Origin of the sequence: Microbacterium mcarthurae (genome assembly GCF_046064585.1) — a bacterium.
Lineage (GTDB): Bacteria > Actinomycetota > Actinomycetes > Actinomycetales > Microbacteriaceae > Microbacterium > Microbacterium mcarthurae.
Genome location: NZ_JAROCE010000001.1, coordinates 1,278,574 through 1,303,833, shown reverse-complemented (window position 1 = coordinate 1,303,833; position 25,260 = coordinate 1,278,574). Strand labels below are relative to the sequence as shown.

Genomic DNA, 25,260 nt, shown 5'->3' with positions numbered 1-25,260 from the left:
GTGACGCGCCTTCCCCTGTCGATCGCCGTTGTCGTCGTCGCCGCTCTCGTCGCCCTCTCGCTTTTCGTCGGGGCGTACGACCTGGGCGGCGACGACTTCGGCGCCGAGATGTTCTGGATCTCCCGCGTGCCGCGAACGGCTGCACTCGTGCTGGCCGGCTGCGCCATGGCGGTGTCAGGGCTGATCATGCAACTCCTCACCCAGAATCGGTTCGTCGAGCCCTCCACCACCGGCACGACCGAGTGGGCGGCGCTCGGGCTCCTCGTCACGGTCGTCATCGCCCCCGCGGCCCCCGTAGGGGTGCGCATGGTCGTCGCCTCGCTCGCCGCGTTCGCCGGCACCCTGGTGTTCCTGGCGATCCTTCGCCGCATCTCGCTGCGCTCCTCGCTCGTGGTCCCGCTCGTCGGCATCATGCTCGGGGCCGTCGTGTCCTCGTTCACCACGTACCTGGCCGTCACGACCAACGCGCTGCAGATGCTCGGAACCTGGTTCATGGGGAGCTTCACCTCGATCGTCCGTGGCCGCTACGAGATCCTCTGGGTCGTCGCCATCGTCGTGGTCCTGGTCTTCCTGTACGCCGATCGCATCACGGTCGCGGGTCTGGGGCGCGACGTCGCGACATCGGTGGGGCTCGACCACGGGCGCGTCCTGCTGGTGGGGACCGCGCTCGTGGCCGTGGCGACGGGCATGACGACCGTGGTCGTCGGCTTCCTCCCGTTCCTGGGGTTGGTGGTGCCCAACCTCGTGTCGATGTGGCGCGGCGACAACGCGCGGACGAACCTGCCGTGGGTGTGCCTCGGCGGGGTCGCGATCGTCGTGGTGTGCGACATCGTGGGGCGTGTCATCCGGATGCCGTTCGAGGTCCCGGTCTCGATGATCCTGGGCGTCGTGGGCTCGGTCGTGTTCCTGTCCCTGCTGCTGAGGATGCGTGCCCGTGTCTGACATCCTGCTCCGTCCCACCCCCGCGGTGCGGTCCCCGCGCATCGCGTGGCGCTTCGCGATCCTCGCCGCGATCGTCGCGGTCGCGGCCGTCGGCGTTCTTACGTGGGACATTCCGGGCGCCCCCGGCTCGCGGGGATTCTGGATCGCGATGAACCTCCGCGTGGTGAGTGTGGCGACGATCGCCCTCGTCGCGTGCTGTCAGGCCACGGCCACCGTGCTCTTCCACACCGCCACGGCCAATCGCATCCTGACCCCGTCGATCATGGGCTTCGACGCCCTGTACGTCGTGATGCAGACCGCGCTGGTGTTCTTCTTCGGGGCCGCGGCCCTCTCGGCGACCGATGGCCTGCTGAAGGTGGCGCTGCAGAGCGCGCTGATGGTGGGCTCCGCCACCCTGCTCTACGGCTGGCTCTTCGCCGGTCCCCGCGGCAATCTCCACGTCATGCTCCTGGTGGGGGTCGTGCTCGGTGTGGGGTTCGGCTCCCTCTCCACCGTCATGCAGCGGCTGCTCACCCCGAGCGACTTCGACATCCTGTCCGCGCGATTGTTCGGAAATCTGTCGAACTCGGATGCCGACTACTTGCCGTGGGGAGCGCTCGTCGTCGCCGCGGTCCTCGTGGTCGTGTGGCGCGCACGGTACCGGCTCGACGTGCTCGCCCTGGGACGCGAGGCATCCGTCAACCTCGGGCTGTCGTACCGCCGCGAGGTGACGCTGATCCTGGTGCTGGTGGCGGTGCTCATCTCGGTGTCGACCACGATGGTGGGGCCGATGACGTTCTTCGGCTTCCTCGTCGCCACGCTCGCCTATCAGCTGGCGGGGTCCTCCGAACACCGGATCGTCCTGCCGTTCGCGATGCTCCTCGCGATGGCGACCCTCCTCGTGGGGTACTTCGTGCTGCGGCACGTGTTCTACGCCGCCGGGATGCTCTCGATCATCATCGAGTTCGTCGGCGGCGTGTTCTTCCTGATTTTCCTGCTCCGGAAGGGAGCGATGTGATCCGCCTCACCGACATCACGATGACCTACGGAGACCGAACGGTGCTCGGGCCGGTGACTCTCGACATCCCCGCGGGGGGTGTCACGGCGCTCGTCGGGCCGAACGGTGCGGGCAAGTCCACACTGCTCACCATCGTGGGAAGGCTGACGACGCCCACGTCGGGTCGAGCGTCGGTGGCGGGCCTCGACGTCGCCACCACGCCCGGGCGCACCCTGGCGCGCGTGGTGTCGATCCTCCGGCAGGAGAACCACTTCGTGACGCGGTTGACCGTGCGCGATCTCGTCGGCTTCGGGCGCTTCCCGCACTCGCAGGGCCGGCTGACCCCCGCGGACCGGGCCGTCATCGACCAGGCGATCGCGTTCCTGGATCTCGAGGAGCTCTCGGAGCGCTATCTCGACCAGCTGTCGGGCGGACAGCGGCAGCGCGCCTACGTGGCGATGGTGTTGGCGCAGGACACCGACTACATCCTGCTGGACGAGCCCCTGAACAACCTCGACATGCGCCACGCCGTCGCCATGATGGGGCAGCTGCGTCGAGCCGCCGATGACCTCGGCAAGACGATCGTCATCGTCGTGCACGACATCAACTTCGCCGCAGCCTACGCGGACCGGATCGTCGCCCTCGCCGACGGTCGCGTCGTGCACGCCGGGACTCCCGCCGAACTCATGACGCCCGCAACCCTCGAGGAGGTGTTCGGCACGCCGGTGGAGGTCCGTCATGACGGCGCGTACCCGTTGGCCGTCTACTACCGCTGAGCGACCCGCGACGGAGAGCGCCGCAGCGGTGGTGCGTCAGAGCTCGACGCCGTTGTCGGGGTCATTGACCCCGACATTGCGTCCGCGGCTGGATTCGAAGGCGAGAAGCCAGCCGAGCGACACTACCGCGGCCAGGAGCACGCCGAGCCAGACGTTCTGGAGGATCAGACCGAAGAGCACGCCGCCGGCCAGCAGCACGAGGGTGCCCAGAATCCAGTACGTGCGTCCCCGCGGCCATCCCGTGCCCGATTGCGTCATGCGCCCAGCCTAGGGTGCGGGCGCTTCCGCTCCGGTGTCGATGACGACCTGCCAGTCGATGCCGAAGCGGTCGGTGACCGTTCCGTAGCGGCCGCCCCACGGCGGCGTCTCGAGGGGCAGACCGATGCGACCGCCCTCGGCGAGGGCGTGGAACCATCCCTCGAGCGCCGCTTCCTCGTCCCCGTGCAGCGCGATGGAGATGCCGGCCGCGGGGGTGAACGGCATCCCCTCCGGAACGTCGGATGCCATCAGAACGAACCCCTGCGGGGTCGTGAGCTGGGCGTGCATGACCAGATCGCCGTCGCCGTCGCCGACGGGCATGCCGTAGTCGTCGAACGTGGCGATCTGCAGGTCGCCTCCGAACACGCCGTGGTAGAACTCCATCGCTGCGCGGCTCTCGCGTCGGAAGTTGAGGTAGGTGGTGAGTGCTGTCGTCATGCCGACAGTGTGTACCCCCTCCCGGGCGATGTCGATGGCCCGCGTCGACGTCGCCGCGCTAATGATCGCGGTGGTCTTGCGGGTGAAGCCGCGGGCCGCGACGCGGCTCCAACGACGCGCCCGCGTAGATGAGGCGGATGACGCGCTGGCGGTGCCCCGCGAACGGTTCGAGGAGCTCGAGCATGCCGTCGTCGTCGGTGCGATGCCCGGTGAGGGCGAAGCCCACCTGGTGCGCCAGATGGTAGTCGCCGATGCTCACGGCATCCGGGTCGCCGAAGGCGCGGATGCGGGTCTCGGCGCTCGTCCACACGCCGACGCCGCGGAGGCTGATGAAGACGCGATCGCGCGCCTCGCCGTCGGGGGCTGCCGTCGCCGCACGTTCGATAGCCGACCCGCGGCGTGCGGTCTCCACGATCGTGCGCGACTGCGGGGGCTCGAGCCCCGCGCGATGCCACGCCCAGGACGGCACGTGTCGCCACCCCTCGATGTCGGGCGGGGCGAACATCGGCAGCGGGGTCGGACCCGGCGCGCGTTCGCCGTACCAGGTGACGATGCTCCGCCAGGCGGAGAAGGCCTGCAAGCTGGTCACCTTCTGCTCCATGATCGCGCTGACCAGAGCGTCGAACACGAGGTCGGTGCGCCCGATGCGCAGGTCGGGGTGCCGTCGGTGCCATTCGGCGACGGACGGATGCCGCGACGCATCGAAGCCGTCGGGGTCGTCGTGCGCGCCGCAGAGGGCGGGGAGCTGGGCGAGGGCCCACTCCGCGCCCGGGCCCCACGCGGCCGCGCGAACCGTGCCGCCCGCGGTGCACCGCAGGGCCATGGTCGCCACGCCCATCGGCGTGCGGCTCGCGCGCCACACGATGCCGCCGGTGCGCAGCGGGCCGGTCGCCGCGAAAGTCGGGTCGTTGCGCCCGTGCCGCTGCGCCGTGATCGTGCGATCGATGTCGACCGGCTGCGGCGGTCGGTACTCGGTCTGAAGGGGGTCGGAGACCGGTGGCCGAACCTCGCGCGAGGGCAGTGCCGCGCGCGCCCGGGTCGATCTCATGCCGACACCCTACGTCGCCCCGCCGACATCGCGGTGGGAGCGGCGGGAGCAGGGCTCAGAAGCGGTCGGGCGAGGGCGTGCCGTGGCCGTAGCGGATCGAGACGTCCGCGTGGCGATCGAACCGGTATCCGACGCCGCGTACGGTGCGCACGATGTCCTCGTAGACGCCGAGCTTGGCGCGCAGCCGACGCACGTGGACATCGATCGTGCGCTCGCCGGGCGCTTCGTCGTCGGTGGCACCCTCCCACAGCGACGAGACCAGCTCGGTCCGCTCGATGGTGCGGCCCTCGCGGAGAACGAGGTACTGCAGCAACTCGAACTCCTTGAAGGTGAAGGCGGCGGACTCGCCGTCGATGAGGACCCGCTTGCGTGAGATGTCGACGACGACGCCGCGCGGGGCGCGGTCCTCTTCGGCGGGCTCGTCCTTGGTGCGGGCGACGGCGGACGGTTCGTGCAGGGCCAGTCGGACGACGTCGACGTCGCGGCCTCCGGCGCCGGCGGGGGCGAGAGCGACCGTGGCGTACGTCTCGGCGGCGGGGGCCAGTTCGCCGAGGGTGCGACGCAGAGCCTCGACGAGGGTGCCCAGGCTCACGCCGGCGGCGGCGGCCTTGGCTTCGTCGATGCCGACATAGAGCGCGAATCCGCGCGGCGAAGTGCCGGCGGGGACAGCGGGGCGGGCTGCGGCGGCGGGCGTCGTGGGAGCCGGTGCCGAGGGAGCCGGCGGTGCGGTGATCCGGCGTGCGGGCTGCGGGCGAACGGCGGAGACGGGGGTGGGACGATCGAGAACGGCGGAGGTCGACATGAGGAAGGTGTCCTTCACTGGTGAACCCGGGCGTCGAGGGAGCGGGGTTCGACGGGAGGTGTGTGGCCGAGGGGCCGGAGCGCGGTGTCGGGGTGCGCGTGATCGACGCGGACCGCGGACGACCGGGGGACGACGTCGGCGTTCAGAAGCTCGAGATCGTCGGACGAGGGTCGCTGTTAGCGGCACATTCGACAACACATGACAACGCGGCCGGGCATCATCATGCCGGCAGTCCCGTTCGCCTCCCGGGCGGACAGAGAGAGCGCGTTGACAGTCATGCGGCCGATTATGACCTACCGTGTCCGCTCGCGTCAAATCATGACGCCCGGAGAACCGGGCATCCTGCTCGATGTCGTGGCCGATGGTGGGCATTCATCGAGCACATTGCTCGTGAGGCGCCGGTGTCGGCGGAACGGCGTACCGTGTCATCCCATGACCGACCTGCGTTTCGCCGATGACCGGGCCGCCTCGCGCTACACGCTGCACGACGGCGACGACCTGGTCTCGGTGCTCGATTACCGCGACGACGGCCGCACGGTGGCTCTCACTCGCGCGTTCACCATTCCCACGTTCCGCGGTCGCGGGTATGCCGCGGTGCTCGTCGAACGCGCCGTGGATGCCATCGAGAAGGCCGGCGACCGCGAGATCCTGCCGGTGTGCTGGTACGTGGGCGAATGGTTCGAGGCGCACCCCGAGCGGGGAAGCCTGCTGCACGCCCGCCGCTGAGCGATCCGGTACCCGCGGCCCGCAGACCCGTCAACCCCTGCCGCCTCACAGCACGGGGCGACGATGCTGGGTCGGGTCGAAAGGGGTTGTCATGACCGACGAACGCGACCTGCCCGAGGGCGTCATCGATGCGAACCCGCCGGGAGGCTGGGAGAGCGGCGCCGTCGCGGACGACGAGACGGCCGAGCAGAACGAGAACGCGAAGGGCTCGCCGCGCCTGAACGACGCCGAGCCGTCGGACCCGATCGAGGGGGATGCCGCCAGCCAGGGCATCGACCCCGACATGAGCACGGAGGAATGACATGACCGAGCACACCCGAAGCCCCGAGCCGTCCGACGCCGCCGAGACCGGCGCTTCGCCGGCCGACTCCGTCGGGGGAGCCGTCCACGAGGACGGGAAGGCGTCGCGGCCCGATGAGCAGTCCGCTCCCGCGATGGACACGCACCCCACCGACGACGAGGCGCGGATCGCGGGCGTCGTGGTGCAGACCCGGGCCGACGTGGGCGACAAGTCGCCGGAACGTATCGCCGACGTTCTGCGACAGCGTTTCGCTGACATCGGGCTCGAGCTGGGCGATGACCGCATCCGGGCTCTGGCGGCCGAGGTGTCGGGGGCCTGAACCGCGGCGCGGGTGCCGTACGGGCGACCCGCGCGGCAGCTGACCGCCGATGTCGGAGGCCCGACGTACCGTGTCAGCATGCGGATCCTGCACACGTCCGACTGGCACATCGGGCGCTCGTTCCACGGCCACTCGACGCTCGAGGCGCTCTCCGAGGTGCTCGGGGTCCTGGTCGGTCAGGTGGAAGAACACGGCGTCGACGTCGTCGTCGTCGCCGGTGACGTGTTCGACTCCGCGGCGCCGTCCGCGGCGTGCTATCCCCTCTTGACCCGCACGCTCGCCGCACTCGCAGAGGCGGGGGCGCGCGTGGTCGTCACCTCCGGCAACCACGATTCCGCCGCGCGTCTCGGGTTCCAGTCGGCGCTGCTGCGCGACGACATCACCGTCGTCACCGACCCGCTGTCCGTCGGCACCCCCGTCACGATCGAGGACGCGCACGGCCCCGTTCACTTCTACGGCATCCCGTACCTCGAGCCGGCGATCGTGCGGCATCTGTGGCCGGGTGCAGAACTGCGCAGCCAGGCGCAGACGATGGCGCACGCCATGGATCTCGTCCGCCGTGACCTGTCCGCGCGCGGCGGTCGCTCCATCGCGATCGCGCACTGCTTCGCCGCGGGGGTCGAGGCCACCCCCGGGGTGGAGCGCGAGATCCGGCAGGGCGGTCTCGACAACGTGCCGCTTCCCGTCTTCGACGGTCCCGACTACGTCGCCCTCGGCCACATCCACGGGCGACAGAGCCTGTCGGATCGCGTGCGCTACGCCGGCGCTCCTCTGCACTACAGCTTCGGCGAGGCGGGCAAGCCGCGCGGGTCGTGGCTCGTCGAGCTGGATGCCGCGGGCCTCTCGTCCGTCGAGTGGCTCGCCCTGCCGGTACCGCGACCGCTCGTGACTTTGCGGGCACCGTTCGACGACTTGCTCTCCGACGCGGCCCTGGATGCCCACGTCGATGACTGGGTGCGCGCCGAGTACACCGACCCCACTCCCCAGATCGACCCGATGCGTCGGCTGCAGGCTCGCTTTCCGTGGTGCGCGACCGTGGCTCACCTGCCGGCCGAGGCGAGACAAGACGACGGACGCGGGTACGCCCGCCGGGTGCGCGCGGCTCGCGACGAGACCGAGATCGTCGACGCCTTCCTGGTGCACGTGCGCGAGGGCGAAGGGGCGTCCGAGGCGGAGCGGGAGATCCTCCGCGACGTGCTCGACGCGCGCGCGATGACCCAGGCGCAGTCGTGAAGCTGCACCGCCTCGAGCTCGAGGGCTTCGGTCCTTTCCTGGAGCGTCAGGTCGTCGACTTCGACGCCTTCGCCGATGACGGCATCTTCCTGATCGCCGGGCGCACGGGCGCCGGGAAATCGAGCGTGCTCGACGGCGTCTGCTACGGGTTGTACGGCGGCGTTCCCCGGTATGACGGAGCCGAGCGGCGACTGCGCAGCGATCATTGCGGCCTCGATGACCCCACCAGCGTGACCGTCGAGTTCAGCGCCGAGGGGAGGCGCTGGCGGGTGACGCGGTCGCCCGAGTACGAACGCCCCAAGCGCACGGGCACCGGCACCACGAAGGAACCGCATCGCGCGAGCCTCGAGGTGCTCGAGCCCGAAGGCTGGACGGGCGTGGCCGCACGACCGGTCGATGTCGCCGCCCGGCTGGATGAGATCCTCGGACTCACGCAGCAGCAGTTCCTTCAGGTGATCCTCCTGGCCCAGAACCGGTTCGCCCGGTTCCTGCTCGCCAAGAACGACGAGCGTCAAGCGCTCCTGCGCACCCTGTTCGGTACGCGCTCGTACGAGCAGTACGCGGCGGCCCTCGACGAGCGACGCAAACGCGCGGCCGAGCGACTCGCGTCCGGCGGCACCGAGGTGACCACGCTGCTCGACGAGGCCGAGCGGATGATCGTCGCCGACGAAATCGCTCGGGGCGCGGGAACACCCGACGTCGCTCCGGGAAAGGACGACGCGATCGAAGGGGTCAGCGGCCCGGCGGCCGCCCTGACCATCGACGAGCGCCTCGCTCGCGTGGTGCGGGCCGTCGAGCGCATGGAGTACCGCGTGGACGCCGTCGCGCACGAACGCGTGGTGGCCAAGGCCGCCCTCGACGCCGCTCTGGCAGCGGAGCGCGACGCGACCGCGATGCGGGACCGGCAGATGGAGCGGCAGAGTGCGCGTGAACGTCTCGCCGCCCTCGAGGCCGACGCCGAGCGAATCGACGCCCTGCGCGCCGAGCACGACGCCGCCGCCGCGGCGGAGGCGTTGCGGGCTCCGCTCGAGGCGGTCGATCGTGCGCAGCGGTCCCTCCAGTCGGCGGAGGACGCCTTCGCGGCCGCGCTCGATGCGGCGGAGCGGTCCGGCGAGTCCGGGCTCGGCGACGCCGGGGTGCTGGCGCAGCGCGATGACGACCTCACGGCCCTGCTCGCACGCGTCGACGAAGCCCTCGCGGCCGAAGAAGACCTCCGCCGGGTCGAGGCCGGGGTCGCGGCCCGGCGCGTCGACGTCGAGAGCGCCGAGAGTCGGAGCGCCGACGTCGCAGCGCGCCGCGCCGAGGCGCCGGCGTTACGAGAGGCGCTCGAAGCGCGTCTGACCCTGCTCGCCGACGCCCAGCCGCGCCGTGACGTCGCCATCGCCGAGCGCGACGAGATCTCGCGGCGAAGGGCGGCGGCTCGTGAGGCGGAAAGGCTTCACGAGGAACGGGAGAAGGCCGACCTCGCCGCGCTCGTGCGCTCCGACGAACTGCAGCGCGCGGTCGAGGCCTGGAGCACTCTCCTGCGCCGCAGACTCGCGGGCGCCGCCGGTGAGCTCGCCCACCGCCTCGTCGACGGCGAACCGTGCGCCGTGTGCGGGTCACGCGAGCACCCCGCGCCCGCGGTCGGCAGTGACGACCCCGTCACCGACGCCGAGATGTCGGCGGCCGAGGATCGCAAGGCCGTCGCGGCCGAGAATGACCGCCTCGCCTCCGACGCGTCGCGCATCGCCCGCGATGCGCACGCGCTCGCGGCCGCGCGCGCCGGCGGTGAGACGGTGACGGAGCTCGACGAGCGCCTCACCCGCGTCGAAGACGTGCTCGCGCGCGCCGAGGCCGATGTGGCCGAGTACGACCGCCTCGCTGCCGAGCGCACCGAGCTGAGCGATCGCGAGCGCGCGGACGCCGCCGAGAGCGAGGAGCTCGCGCGCGAACTCGCCGACGCGCGGCAGGATCTCGCGCTCCAGCTTCAGCGGGCGGACGGTCTGCGCGCCACGGTCGCCGAGGCGCGCGGAACGTTTGCAACGGTGCGCGAGCGTCGGGACGACCTGCGCACCCGCCGCGATGCCGTGCGGGCCGTGGCCGCTGCAGGGGCTGAGCGCGACGCGTGTCGGCGCGCCGCCGTCGACGCGCGCACGGCCTTCGGCGCGCTGCTCGCCGCGAGCGACTTCCCCGACGAGGCGGCCGTGCGCGCCGCCGTGCGCGACCTCGCCGAGCGCCGCCGGAACGAGGCCGTCCTGGCCGAGCACGACACGGCGCTGGCCGCGACGCGTCGCCGCCTGCTCGACCTCGAGCTGCAGCTCGTCGGCGCGCCCGACGATCCGATCGACCTCGCCCCCGTCCTCGAGGCGGTGACCGTCGCGCGGGCGGAGGTCGAAGCGGCGGCCGCCGCTCATGCCTCCGCGTCCGCCGCCGCGCAGCGCGTGCGCGATCTGGCACAGCGGGCCGACGCCGGGAGCGCCGCCGTCGCGCGATTGTCCGACGAGCATGCCGTCGTGGTGCGTCTGGCCGACACCGTGGCCGGCCGCGCCCCCAATACCCGCCGTATGACCCTCGAGACCTTCGTCCTCGCGGCCGAGCTCGAAGAGATCGTGGATGCCGCCAACCTGCGCCTCGATCACATGTCCGCGGGGCGGTATCGACTGCAGCACACCGACGCGCTGGCCGCGCGCGGAGCGGCGAGCGGGCTGGGTCTCGAGATCATGGACGCCTTCACCGGTCAGTGCCGGCCCCCGCAATCCCTCTCCGGTGGTGAGACGTTCCTCGCCTCGCTCGCGCTGGCGCTCGGACTCGCCGAGGTGGTCACGGCTCGGGCGGGCGGCATCCATCTCGACACGCTCTTCATCGATGAGGGGTTCGGTTCGCTCGACGACGAGACCCTCGATCTGGCGATGCGCACTCTCGACGAGCTGCGGCAGGGCGGCCGCACGGTGGGAGTGATCAGCCACGTCGCCTCCATGAAGGACCAGCTGCCCGCACAGGTGCGCGTGACCGCCACCCCGCGCGGCCCGAGCGTGATCCGGCAGGACTCGGCGGTGAGCTCCCTCACCTAGGCTGGAGGCATGCGCAAGAGCACCCTGTGGACCGTTCTGGGGGTCATCGCGGCCATCGTGATCGCGTGGGTCCTCGTGAACATCCTGTTCTCGGTCATCGCGTTCGTCTTCCGGCTGGTGGTCGTCGCGGTGGTCGCGGTCGTCGTGTTCTTCATCCTGCGGGCCGTGTTCGCGCGACGCGACATCGACTGACGCCGCGAACGCCGGGACCTGCCGTCCTCGGCGCGCAAGCCCCGGCCGGGGCGGGTGATCGCGGGGGTACCGTGAGCTGCGATGCCTGAAGACAGCTCGTCCCCCCATCCCCCCACCCGCGACATCCCGCTCTCGTCGCGCCACCGCTGGCGCGCCTACTGGGTCGCCGTCTCCGTCGCGGCGCTGACGATCCTCGATCTCACGAAGGTCAACGTCGCCCTCCCGTCCATCGAAGCGGCGCTGAACGCCGGACCCACCGAGCTGCAACTCGTCGTGTCGGGGTACATCCTGACCTTCGGGCTGGTGCTCGTGCCCGCGGGCCGGCTCGGCGACCTCCGCTCGCGTCGTGTGCTCTTCCTCGTCGGCCTGTCGCTGTTCCTGGTGACGAGTCTCGTGTGTGCGCTGGCCCCCAACACCGCCGTGCTGCTCATCGCGCGTCTGCTGCAGGGCGTCGCCGCCGGCATCCAGATGCCCCAGGTCCTCGGGCTCGTACAGCAGCTCTTCCAGGGAAAGGAACGCGGTCGCGCATTCGGGTTGTTCGGGGCGACGATCGGCATCGCGACCGCGCTGGGCCCGACCCTCGGCGGACTGCTGATCGCGGTGGGCGGTCCGACCGACGGCTGGCGCCTGATCTTCTGGATCAACATCCCGCTCGTCGCGATCGTCATCGCGTTGGCCGCGTGGCTGCTGCCCAGCACGCGCACGAAGTCGCACCGGGCGCTCGATCTCGACCCGATCGGCGTCGTGCTGTTCGGCGCGACCATCGTGGCCCTCATGTGGCCGTTCTTGTTCACGACGGGCTCACCCGATGACGACCCCCGACGGTGGTGGCTCCTGGTGGTGTCCGCGGTCTTGGCCGCCGGGTTCGTCTTCTGGGAACGCCGCTACGCCCAACGGGGACGGATGCCGCTCATGCCGTTCTCGATCTTCTCCCTCGCGTCGTACCGCAACGGCGTGCTCATCTCGACCGCCTACTTCTCGGCCGTTCCCGCGATGTTCCTCCTCGGCACCCTCTACTTGCAGGGCGGTCTCGGACTCGAGCCCGTGTTCGCGGGCATGGTCACGATCGGCTTCGCGGTGGCATCCGCGTGGAGTTCGTGGATCGGCGGGAATCTCGTCACACGTCTGGGTCGACCGCTGGTGGTCGCCGGCATCGTGGGCGTGCTCGCCGCAGCCGGTGCGCTGGCCCTCGTCGCGCTGGTGACGCCCCCGGAATGGACGCCGTGGGCGATGGCCGGGGTCATGGTGGTGGGCGGCTTCGCGGGAGGTCTCGTCATCTCGCCCAACCAGACGCTCACCCTCGCCGACATCCCCGTCAGCAGCGGCGGTGTGGCGGGATCGGTCGGTCAGCTCGGGCAGCGCATCGGCACCGCGGTCGGCACGGCCATCGCTCTCGCGCTGTTCTACGCCACCGTCTACCGCGAGCAGGGGGAGCGCGATCCGCTCGTGGTGTTCCACGACGCGTACGCCTACGGCATGATCGCGGTCGGAGTGTTCCTGGGGTTGGCTCTCATCGTCGGCGTCGCCGACCTCGCGGGCCGGGCCCGGAACGGGTCTCAGACGCCGTAGAGCTCGCGCAGCTTCGCGCGCAGCTCGTGACTGCACCGCTCGACGACGTCGTCCCAGAGCTCGGTCGCTCCGCCTTGCGCGCGATCCGAGACGGCGCGCAGGATGCGGATCGGCACACCGAACTGCTGGGCGACCCAGGCGAGGGCGTAGGACTCCATGTCGACCATGCGGGCGTCGAGGTCGCGGATGAGCGCGACGGCTTCGGCGTCGTCCACGAAGTGGTCGCCCGTGGCGATGACGACGCCCTCGGAGGCGATGTCCACCCGAGAGGGCAGCCACACGTGCTCGCCGAACGTGCCGTCCAGCCCCTTCACGTCGTGCTGCACGGCGGCGGCGATGTCGTAGATGCCCCCCTCGAGTGCGGGGTCGATCGCGCCGGCGGTGCCGACGACGACGATCTCGTCGTACTCGCCCTCGCAGAGGGCCCGCGTGAGCGCGTAGGCGGCGGGGATCTTGCCGACGCCCGTGAGCAACCGGTCGAAGCCGGGGATCTCGGCCTCGAAGGCGACGAATTCGGACGCGTGGGCGGCGACGAGAAGCTTCACCGGACCATTCTCGCCGACGCGGCGCACGAGCCGCGTCGGCAAGCACGATCCGGGGCGACTCAGCCCTGGGCTTCGGCGGAGACTGCTCCCAGGCGGGCGAGTTCGTCCGCCGACAGTTCGAGCGACATGCTCGCGATCAGGTCGGCGACCTGCTCGGGTCGCGACGCGCTGGCGATGGGCGCGGCCACGGTCGGCTGCAACCGGAGCCATGCCAGCGCGGTCGAGGCGATCGACGCGTCGTGGGCGCGGCCGATCTCGTCGAGGACATCGATCACGGCGAGACCCGCGGGCGTGGCGAGCTTCGCGGCGCCGCTCGCGCGGGGCGACTCGCCCGCGGCATCCGTCGTGCGGTACTTGCCCGTGAGGAAGCCGCTGGCCAGCGCGTAGTAGGGGACCAGCGAGAGACCGAACTCCTCGGCGACCGGCACGATCTCGCTCTCGACCTGTGTGCGGTGCACGAGGTTGTAATGCGGCTGGATGGCGACGGGGAGGTCGGCGCCGGCGGCCTGCGCGAGCGAGATCCATTCGCGGATGCGGTCGGCGGTGTAGTTCGAGACGGCGACGTAGCGGACGAGACCGTCCGACACCAGGTCGGCGAAAGCGCCGACCGTCTCTTCGAGCGGAGTGTCGGGGTCATCGAAGTGGGCGTAGTAGAGATCGATCGCGTCCACGCCCAGCCGGCGCAGTGAGGCCTCTGCCGCGGCCCGGACATTCGAGGCCGACAGGCCGCGGAAGTCGGGGTGGGTGCTCACCTTGGTCGCCACGACGACGTTCTCGGGTCGGCGGCTCGCGAGCCACTCGCCGATGATCGTTTCGCTCTCACCGCCGGAGTTCCCCGGCGCCCACGCGCTGTACCCGTCCGCAGTGTCGATGAAGTTCCCCCCGCCGGTGTGGAAGGCGTCGAGAACCGCGAACGAGGTGTCGCGGTCGGCCGTCCACCCGAAGACGTTGCCGCCGAGGGAGAGCGGACGGATGTCGAGGTCGCTGCGTCCGATGCGCGTCATGGATGCCCTTTCGTCGTGATCGGTGTCCTCGGGACAACGACCACGACCACGGGGAATTCCCGCTCCGGTTCAGTTGCCGGAGAGGATGCCGATGAGACCGCTGCCGAGCAGCCAGAGCCCGACCGCGGACACGGCGACCCAGATGGCGACCGTTCCCGGCGGGTACTTGCGGGGCCGGGGGTCCTGGCCGCCCTCGTCGGCGCCGCTCACGAGCGGACCATCATGACGATCGAGACGATGATCACGGCGAGGCCTCCGATTCCAGCGATGGCGGCGATCACGGGACCGCCTCCCGAGAGGAGCGCGGCGATGCCGAGACCGAGGAACAGCACGCCGATCAGGATGCCGATCACCTGGTACACCCGGTACCGTCGACCGCTGTCGATGCCGTGCTCGCCGCTCACTCGTGCCCCTCCTGTTCCCAGGCTACCGAACCCACCGCGCCGAGCGATCCGTCCTGCGTTCAAGGGCGCCCCGATTCCGCCCCTCCCCGGCGTGGTCGGCGTAGCGTTGATCCATGGCCCGCCCTGTTCCCGATCCCGTTCGTCCCGGTCAGGAGTCCGTCTGGGACTACCCCCGCCCACCCCGCGTGGAACGTATCGCGAAGCGCGCGCAGATCGATTTCGGTGGCATCCGGATCGTCGACACCGACGACGTCGTGCGCGTGCTCGAAACAAGCCATCCGCCCGTGTACTACCTGCCGATCGCCGCGTTCGGCGATGCTCTCACGCTCGGTCAGGGGGCGTCGTTCTGCGAGTTCAAGGGCGGTGCTCGCTACTTCGACGTACACGGCGGGGGAGGTGCGCTCGCGGAGCGGGCCGCGTGGGACTACCCGCATCCGATGCCCGGCTACGAAGTGCTCGCCGATCGTGTCGCCGTGTACGCCGCCCCGATGGATCGGTGCATCCTCGCGGGCGAGACGGTGCAGCCGCAGCCCGGGGGGTTCTACGGCGGCTGGGTCACGAGCGATCTCGCGGGACCGTTCAAGGGCGTCCCCGGCTCGATGGGCTGGTGAGCTCAGTCGCCGGCGAACGCGCTCGGAACGGCCGCGTGCAGATCGGCGAGCCACGCGCGCGCGTTGCCGTCCGACGGTGCGCGCCAGTCGCCGCGGGGTGAGAGCGACCCGGCGGGCGAGACCTTGGGCCCGTTGGGGATGGCGCTGCGCTTGAACTGGGCGAACCCGAAGAAGCGCTGCAGGAACACTTCCATCCACCGGGCGACGGTGACGAGGTCGTACGAGGGACGTGCGCCCTCGGGGTAGCCCGCGGGCCAGGACCCGGCATCCGGATCCTCCCAGGCCTTCGCCGCAAGGAACGCGATCTTCGACGGCCGGAAGCCGAACCTCAGCACGTGGTAGAGCGTGAAGTCGTGCAGGTTGTAGGGACCGATGCGATCCTCGGTGGACTGCATCTTGCCGTCCTGGCCCGCGGGCACCAGTTCGGGGCTGATCTCGGTGTCGAGCACGGCCTGCAGCACCTCGACGGTCGCGGCGCTGAGCTCGCCCGCCGAGATGACCCAGCGGATGACGTGCTGGATGAGCGTCTTCGGCACGCCCGGGTTGACGGAGTAGTGGCTCATCTGGTCGCCGACGCCGTACGTCGACCAGCCCAACGCGATCTCGGACAGATCGCCCGTGCCGATGACGATCCCGTTCCGCTGATTGGCGAGGCGGAACAGGTAGTCGGTGCGGAGCCCCGCCTGGACGTTCTCGAACGTGACGTCGTGCACCGGCTCGCCGGCGGCGAACGGGTGGCCCATGCGGGAGAGCATCTCGGATGCCGCGGGGCGGATGTCGATCTCTTCGATCGTCGCTCCGACGGCTTCGGCCAGGGCGATGGCGTTGCGTTTGGTCTTCTCGCTGGTCGCGAACCCGGGGAGGGTGTACGCGAGGATGTCGCTGCGCGGGCGGCCCATGCGGTCCATCGCTCGGGCGATCACCAGCAGCGCATGGGTGGAGTCGAGCCCACCGCTCACGCCGATGACGGGCCTCGGACCGCCGATCGCTTCGAGACGCTGCACCAGGCCCGACACCTGGATGTTGAACGCCTCGTAGCAGTCCTGCGCCAGACGCGCCGGGTCGTCGGGGACGAAGGGGAACCGGTCGAGCGAGCGGCGGAGGCCGAGATCGGCAGCGGGCGGTGCGAGCTCGAACGTGACCGTGCGGAAGGGGGCTCCGGCGGTGCGCCGGTTGTCGTCGAACGTTCCCTGGCGGAGCCGATCTTGGCGCAGACGATCCAGGTCGACGTCGGCGACGCTGCGCCGCGGCCCGTCGGGGAAGCGTTCGGTGGTGGCCAGGAGCTGGCCCCCCTCGTAGATCATCGTCTGACCGTCCCACGACACGTCGTTGGTCGACTCGCCCTGGCCCGCGGCGGCGTACACGTACGCGGCGAGGCAGCGCAGGGACTGGGACTGCGACAGCAGGGTGCGGTCGTCGGCGCGGCCGATCGTGATGGGACTGCCCGAGAGGTTGGCCAGCACCGTGGCCCCGGCCAGGGCGGCGGCGGACGACGGGGGGATGGGGACCCACACGTCTTCGCACACCTCGGCGTGCAGAGTCAGCCCCGGCACGTCGACGGCGTCGAACAGCAGGTCGGGACCGAACGGCACCGTGGAACCCGCCACGGAAATGTCCTGACCGGCCTGGTCGTCGCCCCGGGCGTACCAGCGGTGCTCGTAGAACTCGCGGTAGGTGGGCAGATACGACTTGGGCGCCACGCCGAGGATCCGGCCCCGATGGATGACGACGGCGCAGTTGTAGAGACGGTTGCGGTGCCGCAGCGGGGCCCCGACGAGCAGGACGGGCAGCAGGTCGGCGGACGCCGCGACGATTCGCGCGACGGCGGCCTCGACGGCATCCAGCAGGGGGTCCTGCATGACGAGGTCGTCGATCGCGTAGCCCGACAGGCACAGCTCGGGGAACACCGCCACCGCGACGCCGTCTGCATCGCAGTCCCGCGCGGAGGCGAGCACCGCCTCGGCGTTGGCGGCGGGGTCGGCGACCGCGACGGGGATCGTGCACGCGGACACACGCGCGAACCCGTGCCGGTAGACGCTCTCGAACGGCAGCTCGGTGATCACCGGTCCAGTCTGTCAGGTGGGTCGGACACCGCGGCAGACGGTTCGCGCAGACTCGCGGACCGTGCGCACCGCCGCGCGGCGATGTCGGCGGCCCCGGTTAGCGTTGGGGATCATGCGGTACATCGAGCAAGACGCCCGGATCGTCTGGAGCGCCAGCGACCTCAAGGCGGCGGCCGAGTGCGAGTTCGCGTGGCTGCGCGCGATCGATGCGAAAATCGGCCGTATCGCCGCCGTCCCCGACCCCGAGGATGCCACGCTCGAACGCGCCGCCGCGCTCGGCACCGCGCACGAACGGCGCGTGCTCGACGACTACCGCCGCCGCCTCGGATCCGCGGTGCGCGAGATTCCCGCCGTGCGCTCCTCCGACGCCGATGCCCTGGCCGAGGCGGTGCGGCTCACGTCCGCGGCACTCGCCGACCCCGCGGCCGAGGTCGTGTATCAGGCGGCGTTCTCGACCGACGAGTTCGTCGGGTTCGCCGATTTCCTCGTGCGCGAGCCCGACGACGGCAGGGGCGGTCCCCGCCCCTGGATCGTGCAGGACACCAAGCTCGCGCGGCGGGCGCGGGTGACCGCCCTCATGCAGCTGGCCGCCTACGTCGATCAGCTCGACAGGCTCGGGGTTCCCCGCTCCGACGAGGTGCAGTTGCTCCTCGGCGACGGCACCACCAGCACGCATCGCGTCGACGATCTGCTCCCGGTGTTCGCGTTGCGCCGCGCACGTCTGCGCGCCCTCATCGCGGACCGCCGGGCCGATCTCGGCGCCGCGGGTCCCGTGGTTCCGTGGGGCGATCCCCGCGGGGAGCTGGCCGTCCTCGCGTGCGGCCGTTGCCCCACGTGCGAGATCGAGGTGGTGGCGCACCGCGACCTGCTCCTGGTCGCCGGTATGCGTCCGGTGCAGCGCGACCGCCTCCGCGCCGGGGGCATAACCACGATCGACGCGCTGGCGGCGGCGCCCGTCGCCCCTGAGGCGATGAGCCCCGACACCTTCGCCTCCCTCCGCACGCAGGCGCGGCTGCAGCTGGCCAGTCCCGCCGGCGACGGCGCCTCCGCCGCGCACGTGGTCCCGACCTACGAGGTGGTCGCTCCGAAGGCGCTCGGCGTCCTTCCCCGCCCCGACCACGGCGACCTGTTCTTCGACTTCGAGGGTGATCCGCTCTACACCGAGGGCGATCGCGAGCACTGGGGCATCGATTACCTCTTCGGCTGGGTGGATTCCCGCGAACGGTACACCGCGCTGTGGGCGCACACGTTCGACGAGGAACGGGCAGCCCTCGAGCGGTTCCTCGACATGGTGGCGGTCCGCCGGGAGCAGTTCCCCGGCATGCACATCTACCACTACGCGCCTTACGAGCCCACTCATCTGCTCACGATGGCGGCCCACTACGGCGTCCGCGAGGCCGATGTCGACCGGCTCCTGCGCGACGGGGTGTTCGTCGATCTCTATCCCGTCGTCCGCCGCGCGCTGCGCGTGGGGTCGCGCTCGTATTCGATCAAGAAGCTCGAACCGCTCTACATGGGCGATGAGGTGCGCACGAGCGACGTCCAGCGCGGCGACGACTCGATCGTGAAGTACGTCGAGGCGCGCGCGCTCGCCGCCGACGGCGAGGCCGAGGCCGCGCAGCGCGTCCTCGACGACCTCGCGGACTACAACCGCTACGACTGCGTCTCCACTCGCCGACTGCGCGACTGGCTCGTCGAACGCGCGCGCGAGGGCGGAGCGGTCCCGGCCCGCGGCGCCGAGCCCGACGAGCAGTCGTATGAGCCGTCACCGCGCGCCACCGCGCTGCAGCGCTGGGCGGCCGACGCCCCCGAGCCCGAGGCGACGGCTCTCCGGCTCGCGGCGGCGGCGATCGACTACTACCCGCGCGAAGACAAGACGTACTGGGCCACGCACTTCCTCCGCCTGCGCGAGCCCGTGTCGATCTGGGAGGACTCGCGCGACGTCGTCGTGGTGGATGCCGCACGCTCCCGCGTCGTGGCCGACTGGCACATCGCGGAGTCGGGCCGGGGTGCCGAGCGGCGTCTCGTCGAGATCCGGGGCGAGGTCGCCCCCGGGAGCCGGCTGACCGTGGATGCCGAGCCGTTCGCCGTCTACGACCTGCCGACGCCCTTCCCCCTCGACGTGCGGCCGCGCTGGATCCACGGAGCACGCAGGGTCACGGTGCGCGAGGTGCTCGACGACGGCGCGGTCATCGAGGAGACCGCGGTCGACGGGATGACGTGGGATGTGCTTCCGCTCGCGCTCACACCGCCGGCGCCGCCCCGCGCGGGCAATCAGCAGAAGGCGATCGACGCGTGGGCGGATGCCGTGCTCGCGGCGGCGCCGTCCATCCCCGACGGGCCGGCGGCCGACATCCTGCGTCGCCGCCCGCCGCGCACGCGGTCGGGGTCCTTGGCGCCGGTGACCGCTCTCGACGGCGCCGGGGGAGACGACGAGGTCACCGCGATCGCCCGCACCGTCGCCGACCTCGACCGCAGCTACCTCGCGGTGCAGGGCCCACCCGGCACCGGGAAGACCTACGTCGGCTCGCACGTGATCGCACGTCTCGTCGCCGAGCGCGGCTACCGTGTGGGCGTCGTCGCCCAGTCGCACGCGACGGTCGAGCACATGCTCGACCGGGTCATCGCCGCGGGCGTGCCGGCCGCGCGTGTGGGCAAGGCCCCGAAAGACCCCGCAGCGGCGCACGCGTTCACGGTGCTGCCGAAGAACGGGATCCCCGCGTTCGCCGCCGAGAACGCCGCCCACGGCTTCGTCGTCGGGGGTACGGCGTGGGACTTCAGCCACGAGGGCCGGATTCCTCGCGGAAGCCTCGACCTGCTCGTCATCGACGAGGCGGGGCAGTTCTCCCTGGCATCCACGGTGGCGGTGTCTCTGGCTTCGCCGCGGCTGCTGCTGCTCGGCGACCCGCAACAGCTGCCCCAGGTCAGCCAGGGAACGCACCCCGAGCCCGTCGATACCTCGGCGCTCGGCTGGGTCATCGACGGCGCCGAGGTCGTCCCCGCCGAGCTCGGCTACTTCCTCGCGCGAACGCGGCGCATGCACCCGGCGGTCGCGCGTCCGGTGTCCCGTCTGTCCTATGAGGGACGCCTCGCCGCGCACCCGTCCACGGCGCTGCGCGCGCTGGAGGGGATCGAGCCGGGCGTGCACCCCTGGCCGGTGCGGCACAGCGGCAACGCCACGTACGCGCCGGAGGAAGCGGACGCCGTCGTGCGCCTGGTCGCCGACCTCGTCGGACGCGAGTGGACCGGCGCCGAGGGCGGGGCCGGTGACAGCGCGACGCTGCAGCGCCCGCGGCCGCTGGGCGCCGACGACATCATCGTGATCACGCCGTACAACGCGCAGCAGGTGGCCGTCGAGGAGGCGCTCGCCGCGGCGGGCTTCCCGGAGGTGCCCGTCGGCACCGTCGACCGGTTCCAGGGCAAGGAAGCGGTCGTCGCGATCCTCACGCTCGCCGCGTCGTCGGGGCGCGACGCCCCGCGAGGATTGGAGTTCCTGTTGCTCCGCAACCGCATCAACGTCGCGATCTCGCGGGCGATGCAGGCGGCGTACGTCGTGTACTCGCCGTCGCTGCTCGACGATCTCCCGCGCACGCCCGAGGGCGTGGCCCGTCTCAGCGCGTTCGCGCGCTTGGTCGGCGCCGACGGCTGACCCCGGGCGAGGCTCCCACCTCCCCGCACAACCCGCCCGGCTGCTCAATGTTTCTGGTTTGGGGCGCATTTCGTGCTTCGGGGCGCGCGATGTCCGCCCCAAAGCACGAATCGCACCCCAAACCGGGGGGAGGGGGGTCCGACCGCGCGAGACCCGCCCGGGATGAAGTGCCCGCGTCAGGCCGTGCCGTAGAGGCGGTCGCCCGCGTCGCCGAGGCCGGGCACGATGTAGCCCTTCTCGTTGAGTCGCTCGTCGAGAGCGCCGAGCACGAGGGTCACGTCGTGTCCTTCGACCTGCTTCTCGATCGCGGCGACGCCCTCGGGCGCTCCCAGCAGGCAGATCGCGGTGACGTCCTGCGCGCCGCGGTCGAAGAGGAAGGTGATGGCCGCCCCGAGGGAGCCGCCCGTGGCCAGCATCGGGTCCAGCACGAAGCACTGCCGGTCGCTGAGATCGTCGGGCAGGCGTTCCGCGTATGTGGTGGGCTCGAAGGTCTGCTCGTCACGCACCATGCCGAGGAAGCCGACCTCGGCCGTGGGCAGCAGCTTCACCATGCCCTCGAGCATGCCGAGACCGGCGCGCAGGATCGGCACCACGATGGGACGCGGTTCGCTGATCTTGACCCCCTGGGTCTTCGTCACCGGCGTCTGGATCTCGATGGCGTCGACGCGCACGTTCCGGGTCGCCTCGTACGCCAGCAGAGTCACGAGTTCTTCGGTGAGCTGGCGGAACACCGGCGACGAGGTCTGCCGGTCGCGCAGCACCGTGAGCTTGTGGGTGATGAGGGGGTGGTCGGCGACGTGGACACGCATAGGCTCAAGGCTAGCCGCTCGAATCGAGCCCTCCACCCTCGTCTTCCGGGAGAGCACCGTGACCCCCGCCGCTGCCGACCTCGCCGCGATGCAGCGCGCCCTCGCGCTGGCCGGGACGGCGTCGGTGCATGACGACGTCCCCGTGGGGGCGGTCGTGCTCGACGCCGAGGGGCGCGTCGTCGGCGAGGGGCGCAACCTGCGGGAGATCACGGGGGACCCCACCGCGCACGCCGAGGTGGTCGCGCTCCGAGAGGCCGCGACTCTTCTGGGGACGTGGCACCTCGCCGGGTGCACGCTCGTGGTGACTCTCGAGCCGTGCGTCATGTGCGCGGGGGCGATCCTGCAGGCGCGGGTGCCGCGGGTGGTGTTCGGATCGTGGGATGCCAAGGCGGGCGCGGCCGGCTCGTTGTACGACGTCCTGCGCGACCGGCGTCTGCCGCACCGGGTCGAGGTGGTCGGCGGGGTCGCCGAGGAGGCGGCATCCGCTCTGCTGCGGGAGTTCTTCGAACGTCGACGGGACTGACGCGCCCGGGACGACGGGCGCTCAGCGCGGCAGGAGCGGCAGCAGGTCGGTGCCGATCTCGTCGGCGTGCTCGACGTCGCGCAGATCGAGCAGTTGGAAGTAGACGCGGTCGGCGCCGATCGCCCGGAGGCGCTCGACCTTGTCCGCGATCTGCGCGGCGGAGCCGATGAGGTTGGCGCCGTTGTCGAACTGCTCGCGCGTCTGCCCGATCGCGGCCGCCCGGCGTTCGATGGTGCGATCGTCGGCGCCGAGGATCGTCGGCAGCGCGACCGAGAACTTCAGCGTTCCGGGGTCGCGCCCGGTGCTCTCGCACGCGGCCCGCACGACGGCGAACTTCTCGGCGACGACGTCCTCGGCCACGAACCCGATGTTGTACTCGGTCGCGAAGCGGGCGGCGAGGGCCGGGGTGCGCTTCGGGCCGCCGCCGCCGACGATCACCGGGACGGGTGATTGCACGGGCTTGGGCAGTGCGGGCGCGGCATCCAGGCGGTGGTGCGCGCCCTCGAACGAGAAGGTCTCGCCGGCCGGCGTCGACCACAGGCCCGTCACGATGGCCAGCTGCTCCTCGAGCAGGTCGAAGCGGCGCGACGGGAAGGGGATGCCGTACGCGGCATGCTCCTGCTCGAACCAGCCGGTGCCCAGGCCCAGCTCGACGCGGCCGCCGGACATCGCGTCGACCTGAGCCACCTGAATGGCGAGGATGCCGGGGACACGGTAGGTGACCGAGGACACGAGAGTGCCGAGCCGGATCCGCGAGGTCTCTCGGGCGAGGCCGGCGAGGGTCGTCCAGGCGTCGGTGGGGCCGGGGGTCGGATCGCCCTCGCCCATGCGGAGGTAGTGGTCGGAGCGGAAGAACCCGTCGAGGCCGTGCGTCTCGGCCGAGCGGGCGAAAGCGAGCTGGTCGTCGTACGAGAACCCCTGCTGGGGCTCCGTGAACAGGCAGTACTCCACGACGGTCGCCTCAGTCCGCCGAGCGGAGGATGATCGCCTCGGTGGGCGGTGCCGGGTCGGCGGGCCGGCCGACGTACCCGATGTGCGTGAGAAGGGCCTGGCGGAACTGCGCGGGTCGCTCGAGGTGCGGCGCGTGTCCGGCGCCCTCGACGGCGATCTCGGTCACCTCGCCGCCCGCGGCGGCGTATGCGTCGAGCACGTCGCGCGTCTGCGACACCATCGGCTGCGCCGGGGCGACATCCTCACCGGGCCACCCCGGCACGATGCCGAGGGCTCCGAGGTGGTTGATGTCGTAGAACGAGGCGTCGGAGACGATCGCGTCGGCCGTGCCGTGGATCCACAGGATCGGGGGCTTCGCGGCCAGGTCGACGATGCCGGAGACGTCGAAGTGTCGGGGTGCGAGCGTGTTCAGCACGCCGATGGTGCCGGCGGCGAAGCCGGGCCAGTTCGGCGACGGCACGGAGTCGCCGGGGTAGTTCCCGCCGGCGGTGGAGGTCGTGAGCATCGACTCGACCCACACGTCCTCGTGGTCGCTCGTGTACCCCGGTGCGACGTAGCCCGAGCGGAACACCGAGCGCGGCGACGTCGGCGCCTCCGTGGACGTGTCGTGGTCGATGAGGCGCTGGACGAAATCGGGGTTCGCGGCGCCGGCGCCGGCACCGGCGTCGTCGTCGGTCAGGCGCGTTCCGTCGCGGCGCGTGCCGCCGAACCCATAGGGCGATACGGGCGCTTGCAGCGTGAGCGAGAGGACGGGGTGGTCCAGGGCGTACTGCAGCACCACGCCGCCGCCCAGGGACCAGCCCACGAGGTGCGCGGTGGGGATGCCGAGCGCTTCGAGCGCGGCGTGCAGATCGTCGCTGAAGTCGCGTACACCGCGCGTGGCATCGATGGGAGCGTGCTCGGTGCCGCCGAAACCGCGCAGGTCGACCGCGAGCACCCGGAGGTCGCTCGGCAGATCCTGCATGATCTCCTGCCAGAACAGCGAGGAAGAGACGTTGCCGTGGACGAAGACGACCGTGTGGTCGGGCACCGTGGCGGGATCGTCACCCGCGCGCTCGAGCACATTGACGCTCAGCCGACCGGTCTCGACCAGGCGCGAGGTGATGCCGTCGAAGAGAGTCATGGGGTCCTCCGTGTCACTCTCGCCCGCTCCGGCACGGGCGCGTTTCGACTCTAACGCGCGCCCCTCCGCGCCGCACTCAGGCTTCGTAGACTTGCGGTCATGACGGATGCAACTTCCTCCCTGCCCGCAGTCGCCATCCTCGGCGCCGGTTCCATGGGAGGGGCGATCCTGCGGGGCCTCGTCGCGGCGGGTCTCACGGGCGGCGGCATCACGGCGACGAACCGTTCGGCCGCGAAGGCCGAGGAGCTCGCGGGGCTCGACGGCGTGACGAGTGTGGCGCTGGAAACGGAGCCCGACGGCAACGTTCGGGCGGTGGCATCCGCCGACATCGTCCTCATCGGCGTCAAGCCGGCCATGGTGCCCGACCTGCTCGATGACATCGCCCCGCACCTGCGCCCCGGGACGGTCGTGGTGAGCCTTGCCGCCGGTGTCACGCTCGAGACCTTCGCCCGCCACCTCGGCGAGGGCGTCGCGACGCTGCGCTCGATGCCGAACACGCCGTCCCTCGTCGGTCAGGGAGTGACCGGGCTCGCGGCAGGCCCCGCGGCAACTCCCGAGGACGTCGCCGTCGTCCGTGCGCTCTTCGAGACGGTGGGTCACGTCGTGGAGGTGCCCGAGGCGCAGATCGATGCGCTCTCGACCATCTCGGGTTCGGGTCCCGCTTATGTCTTCCTCCTCGTCGAGGAATTCACGAAGGCCGCCGTCCGCATGGGCTTCGACGACGACGCCGCGCGCCTCCTGGCCGAACAGACGTTCATCGGGGCGACGGCGCTTTTGGCATCCGCCGATGTCGATCCGGCCGAGCTGCGTCGCCGGGTCACGAGCCCCAAGGGGACGACCGAGCGCGCGATCGCGGTGCTGCAGAACGCGCGCCTCGACGACACGTTCGCCGCTGCCGCCGAGGCCGCTCTCGCCCGCGCGAAAGAACTGGCCGCCGGAGCCTGA

26 protein-coding genes are annotated in these 25,260 nt (G+C 71.3%); 14 read left to right on the top strand and 12 right to left on the bottom strand.

The window, feature by feature from the left end; translation table 11 throughout:
* From P5G46_RS06350 to P5G46_RS06340, 3 genes are read left to right on the top strand one after another with little or no spacing between them, the layout of a single operon-like run.
* Nucleotides 1–942 (top strand): ABC transporter permease, encoded by a 942-nt coding sequence (locus P5G46_RS06350; RefSeq protein ID WP_375095287.1) that lies wholly within the window; start codon nucleotides 1–3, stop codon nucleotides 940–942.
* Entirely contained in the window at nucleotides 935–1,939 is a 1,005-nt protein-coding gene (locus P5G46_RS06345) for an iron chelate uptake ABC transporter family permease subunit (protein WP_408905227.1), read from the top strand. The genes P5G46_RS06350 and P5G46_RS06345 overlap by 8 nt, the downstream gene beginning before the upstream one ends.
* Nucleotides 1,936–2,694 (top strand): iron ABC transporter ATP-binding protein, encoded by a 759-nt coding sequence (locus tag P5G46_RS06340; protein ID WP_239277723.1) that lies wholly within the window; start codon nucleotides 1,936–1,938, stop codon nucleotides 2,692–2,694. The genes P5G46_RS06345 and P5G46_RS06340 overlap by 4 nt, the downstream gene beginning before the upstream one ends.
* 36 nt (nucleotides 2,695–2,730) lie before the next feature.
* Here the strand turns inward: P5G46_RS06340 and P5G46_RS06335 are convergent, their stop codons facing one another.
* Genes P5G46_RS06335 through P5G46_RS06320 form a run of 4 tightly spaced genes read right to left on the bottom strand, consistent with a single transcriptional unit; the run spans nucleotide 2,731 to nucleotide 5,240 of the window.
* Nucleotides 2,731–2,952, bottom strand: a complete 222-nt coding sequence (locus P5G46_RS06335; RefSeq protein ID WP_239277719.1) for a hypothetical protein — start codon at nucleotides 2,950–2,952, stop codon at nucleotides 2,731–2,733.
* Between the two features lie 9 nt (nucleotides 2,953–2,961).
* Entirely contained in the window at nucleotides 2,962–3,390 is a 429-nt protein-coding gene (locus tag P5G46_RS06330) for a VOC family protein (RefSeq protein WP_239277718.1), read from the bottom strand.
* A 58-nt stretch (nucleotides 3,391–3,448) separates the two neighbouring features.
* Nucleotides 3,449–4,438, bottom strand: coding sequence for a DNA-3-methyladenine glycosylase family protein (locus tag P5G46_RS06325; RefSeq protein ID WP_239277716.1), 990 nt, complete (start codon nucleotides 4,436–4,438; stop codon nucleotides 3,449–3,451).
* A gap of 55 nt (nucleotides 4,439–4,493) precedes the next feature.
* Entirely contained in the window at nucleotides 4,494–5,240 is a 747-nt protein-coding gene (locus P5G46_RS06320; RefSeq protein WP_239277728.1) for a winged helix-turn-helix domain-containing protein, read from the bottom strand.
* Nucleotides 5,241–5,672: 432 nt separating this feature from the next.
* On the opposite strand from P5G46_RS06320, the gene P5G46_RS06315 reads away from it, so the two are divergent.
* The 7 genes from P5G46_RS06315 (at nucleotide 5,673) to P5G46_RS06285 (ending at nucleotide 12,633) form a co-directional block, all read left to right on the top strand.
* Entirely contained in the window at nucleotides 5,673–5,966 is a 294-nt protein-coding gene (locus P5G46_RS06315) for a GNAT family N-acetyltransferase (protein ID WP_239277714.1), read from the top strand.
* A 91-nt stretch (nucleotides 5,967–6,057) separates the two neighbouring features.
* Nucleotides 6,058–6,267, top strand: coding sequence for a hypothetical protein (locus P5G46_RS06310; protein ID WP_239277710.1), 210 nt, complete (start codon nucleotides 6,058–6,060; stop codon nucleotides 6,265–6,267).
* Nucleotide 6,268: 1 nt separating this feature from the next.
* Nucleotides 6,269–6,586, top strand: a complete 318-nt coding sequence (locus tag P5G46_RS06305; protein WP_239277709.1) for a hypothetical protein — start codon at nucleotides 6,269–6,271, stop codon at nucleotides 6,584–6,586.
* Nucleotides 6,587–6,664: 78 nt separating this feature from the next.
* Nucleotides 6,665–7,819 carry an exonuclease SbcCD subunit D gene (locus P5G46_RS06300; RefSeq protein ID WP_239277708.1) on the top strand — a complete coding sequence of 385 codons (1,155 nt, stop codon included), beginning with the start codon at nucleotides 6,665–6,667 and terminating at the stop codon, nucleotides 7,817–7,819.
* Nucleotides 7,816–10,872: an AAA family ATPase gene (locus P5G46_RS06295; protein ID WP_408905226.1), complete on the top strand. Its 3,057-nt coding sequence runs from the start codon at nucleotides 7,816–7,818 to the stop codon at nucleotides 10,870–10,872. The genes P5G46_RS06300 and P5G46_RS06295 overlap by 4 nt, the downstream gene beginning before the upstream one ends.
* A 9-nt stretch (nucleotides 10,873–10,881) precedes the next feature.
* Nucleotides 10,882–11,064 carry a hypothetical protein gene (locus P5G46_RS06290; protein WP_239277704.1) on the top strand — a complete coding sequence of 61 codons (183 nt, stop codon included), beginning with the start codon at nucleotides 10,882–10,884 and terminating at the stop codon, nucleotides 11,062–11,064.
* Between the two features lie 81 nt (nucleotides 11,065–11,145).
* The gene (locus P5G46_RS06285; RefSeq protein ID WP_239277703.1) at nucleotides 11,146–12,633 is read left to right on the top strand and encodes an MFS transporter; all 1,488 of its coding nucleotides are present in this window, start codon (nucleotides 11,146–11,148) and stop codon (nucleotides 12,631–12,633) included.
* On the opposite strand, the gene P5G46_RS06280 is transcribed toward P5G46_RS06285, so the two are convergent.
* From P5G46_RS06280 to P5G46_RS06265, 4 genes are all read right to left on the bottom strand, one after another.
* The gene (locus P5G46_RS06280; RefSeq protein ID WP_408905225.1) at nucleotides 12,621–13,178 is read right to left on the bottom strand and encodes a phosphorylase family protein; all 558 of its coding nucleotides are present in this window, start codon (nucleotides 13,176–13,178) and stop codon (nucleotides 12,621–12,623) included. The two genes, P5G46_RS06285 and P5G46_RS06280, sit on opposite strands and share 13 nt — an antisense overlap.
* Nucleotides 13,179–13,237: 59 nt before the next feature.
* Nucleotides 13,238–14,182, bottom strand: a complete 945-nt coding sequence (locus tag P5G46_RS06275; protein WP_408905224.1) for an aldo/keto reductase — start codon at nucleotides 14,180–14,182, stop codon at nucleotides 13,238–13,240.
* A 69-nt stretch (nucleotides 14,183–14,251) separates the two neighbouring features.
* A complete protein-coding gene (locus P5G46_RS06270) occupies nucleotides 14,252–14,392 on the bottom strand; it encodes a hypothetical protein (protein ID WP_239277694.1) in 141 nt (46 codons plus the stop codon).
* Nucleotides 14,389–14,586 (bottom strand): hypothetical protein, encoded by a 198-nt coding sequence (locus tag P5G46_RS06265; RefSeq protein WP_239277693.1) that lies wholly within the window; start codon nucleotides 14,584–14,586, stop codon nucleotides 14,389–14,391. Before P5G46_RS06265 ends, P5G46_RS06270 begins: the two co-directional genes overlap by 4 nt.
* A gap of 113 nt (nucleotides 14,587–14,699) precedes the next feature.
* Between P5G46_RS06265 and P5G46_RS06260 the strand changes: the two genes are divergently transcribed.
* Nucleotides 14,700–15,197 (top strand): DUF427 domain-containing protein, encoded by a 498-nt coding sequence (locus tag P5G46_RS06260; RefSeq protein WP_239277690.1) that lies wholly within the window; start codon nucleotides 14,700–14,702, stop codon nucleotides 15,195–15,197.
* A gap of 2 nt (nucleotides 15,198–15,199) precedes the next feature.
* Here the strand turns inward: P5G46_RS06260 and P5G46_RS06255 are convergent, their stop codons facing one another.
* Nucleotides 15,200–17,260, bottom strand: coding sequence for an NAD(+) synthase (locus P5G46_RS06255; RefSeq protein WP_408905223.1), 2,061 nt, complete (start codon nucleotides 17,258–17,260; stop codon nucleotides 15,200–15,202).
* Nucleotides 17,261–17,372: 112 nt separating this feature from the next.
* Here P5G46_RS06255 and P5G46_RS06250 point away from each other — a divergent pair, with 112 nt between their 5' ends.
* Nucleotides 17,373–20,909 (top strand): TM0106 family RecB-like putative nuclease, encoded by a 3,537-nt coding sequence (locus tag P5G46_RS06250; RefSeq protein ID WP_408905222.1) that lies wholly within the window; start codon nucleotides 17,373–17,375, stop codon nucleotides 20,907–20,909.
* A gap of 176 nt (nucleotides 20,910–21,085) precedes the next feature.
* Here the strand turns inward: P5G46_RS06250 and upp are convergent, their stop codons facing one another.
* Nucleotides 21,086–21,718, bottom strand: a complete 633-nt coding sequence (gene upp / locus P5G46_RS06245) for a uracil phosphoribosyltransferase (RefSeq protein WP_239277333.1) — start codon at nucleotides 21,716–21,718, stop codon at nucleotides 21,086–21,088.
* 88 nt (nucleotides 21,719–21,806) lie between these two features.
* Between upp and tadA the strand changes: the two genes are divergently transcribed.
* A complete protein-coding gene (gene tadA, locus P5G46_RS06240; RefSeq protein WP_239277360.1) occupies nucleotides 21,807–22,241 on the top strand; it encodes a tRNA adenosine(34) deaminase TadA in 435 nt (144 codons plus the stop codon).
* Between the two features lie 21 nt (nucleotides 22,242–22,262).
* On the opposite strand, the gene P5G46_RS06235 is transcribed toward tadA, so the two are convergent.
* Complete coding sequence (locus P5G46_RS06235) at nucleotides 22,263–23,192, bottom strand: LLM class F420-dependent oxidoreductase (protein ID WP_408905221.1); 930 nt, start codon at nucleotides 23,190–23,192, stop codon at nucleotides 22,263–22,265.
* Nucleotides 23,193–23,202: 10 nt separating this feature from the next.
* The gene (locus P5G46_RS06230) at nucleotides 23,203–24,315 is read right to left on the bottom strand and encodes an alpha/beta hydrolase (RefSeq protein ID WP_239277335.1); all 1,113 of its coding nucleotides are present in this window, start codon (nucleotides 24,313–24,315) and stop codon (nucleotides 23,203–23,205) included.
* Between the two features lie 99 nt (nucleotides 24,316–24,414).
* Between P5G46_RS06230 and proC the strand changes: the two genes are divergently transcribed.
* Complete coding sequence (gene proC, locus P5G46_RS06225; RefSeq protein ID WP_408905220.1) at nucleotides 24,415–25,260, top strand: pyrroline-5-carboxylate reductase; 846 nt, start codon at nucleotides 24,415–24,417, stop codon at nucleotides 25,258–25,260.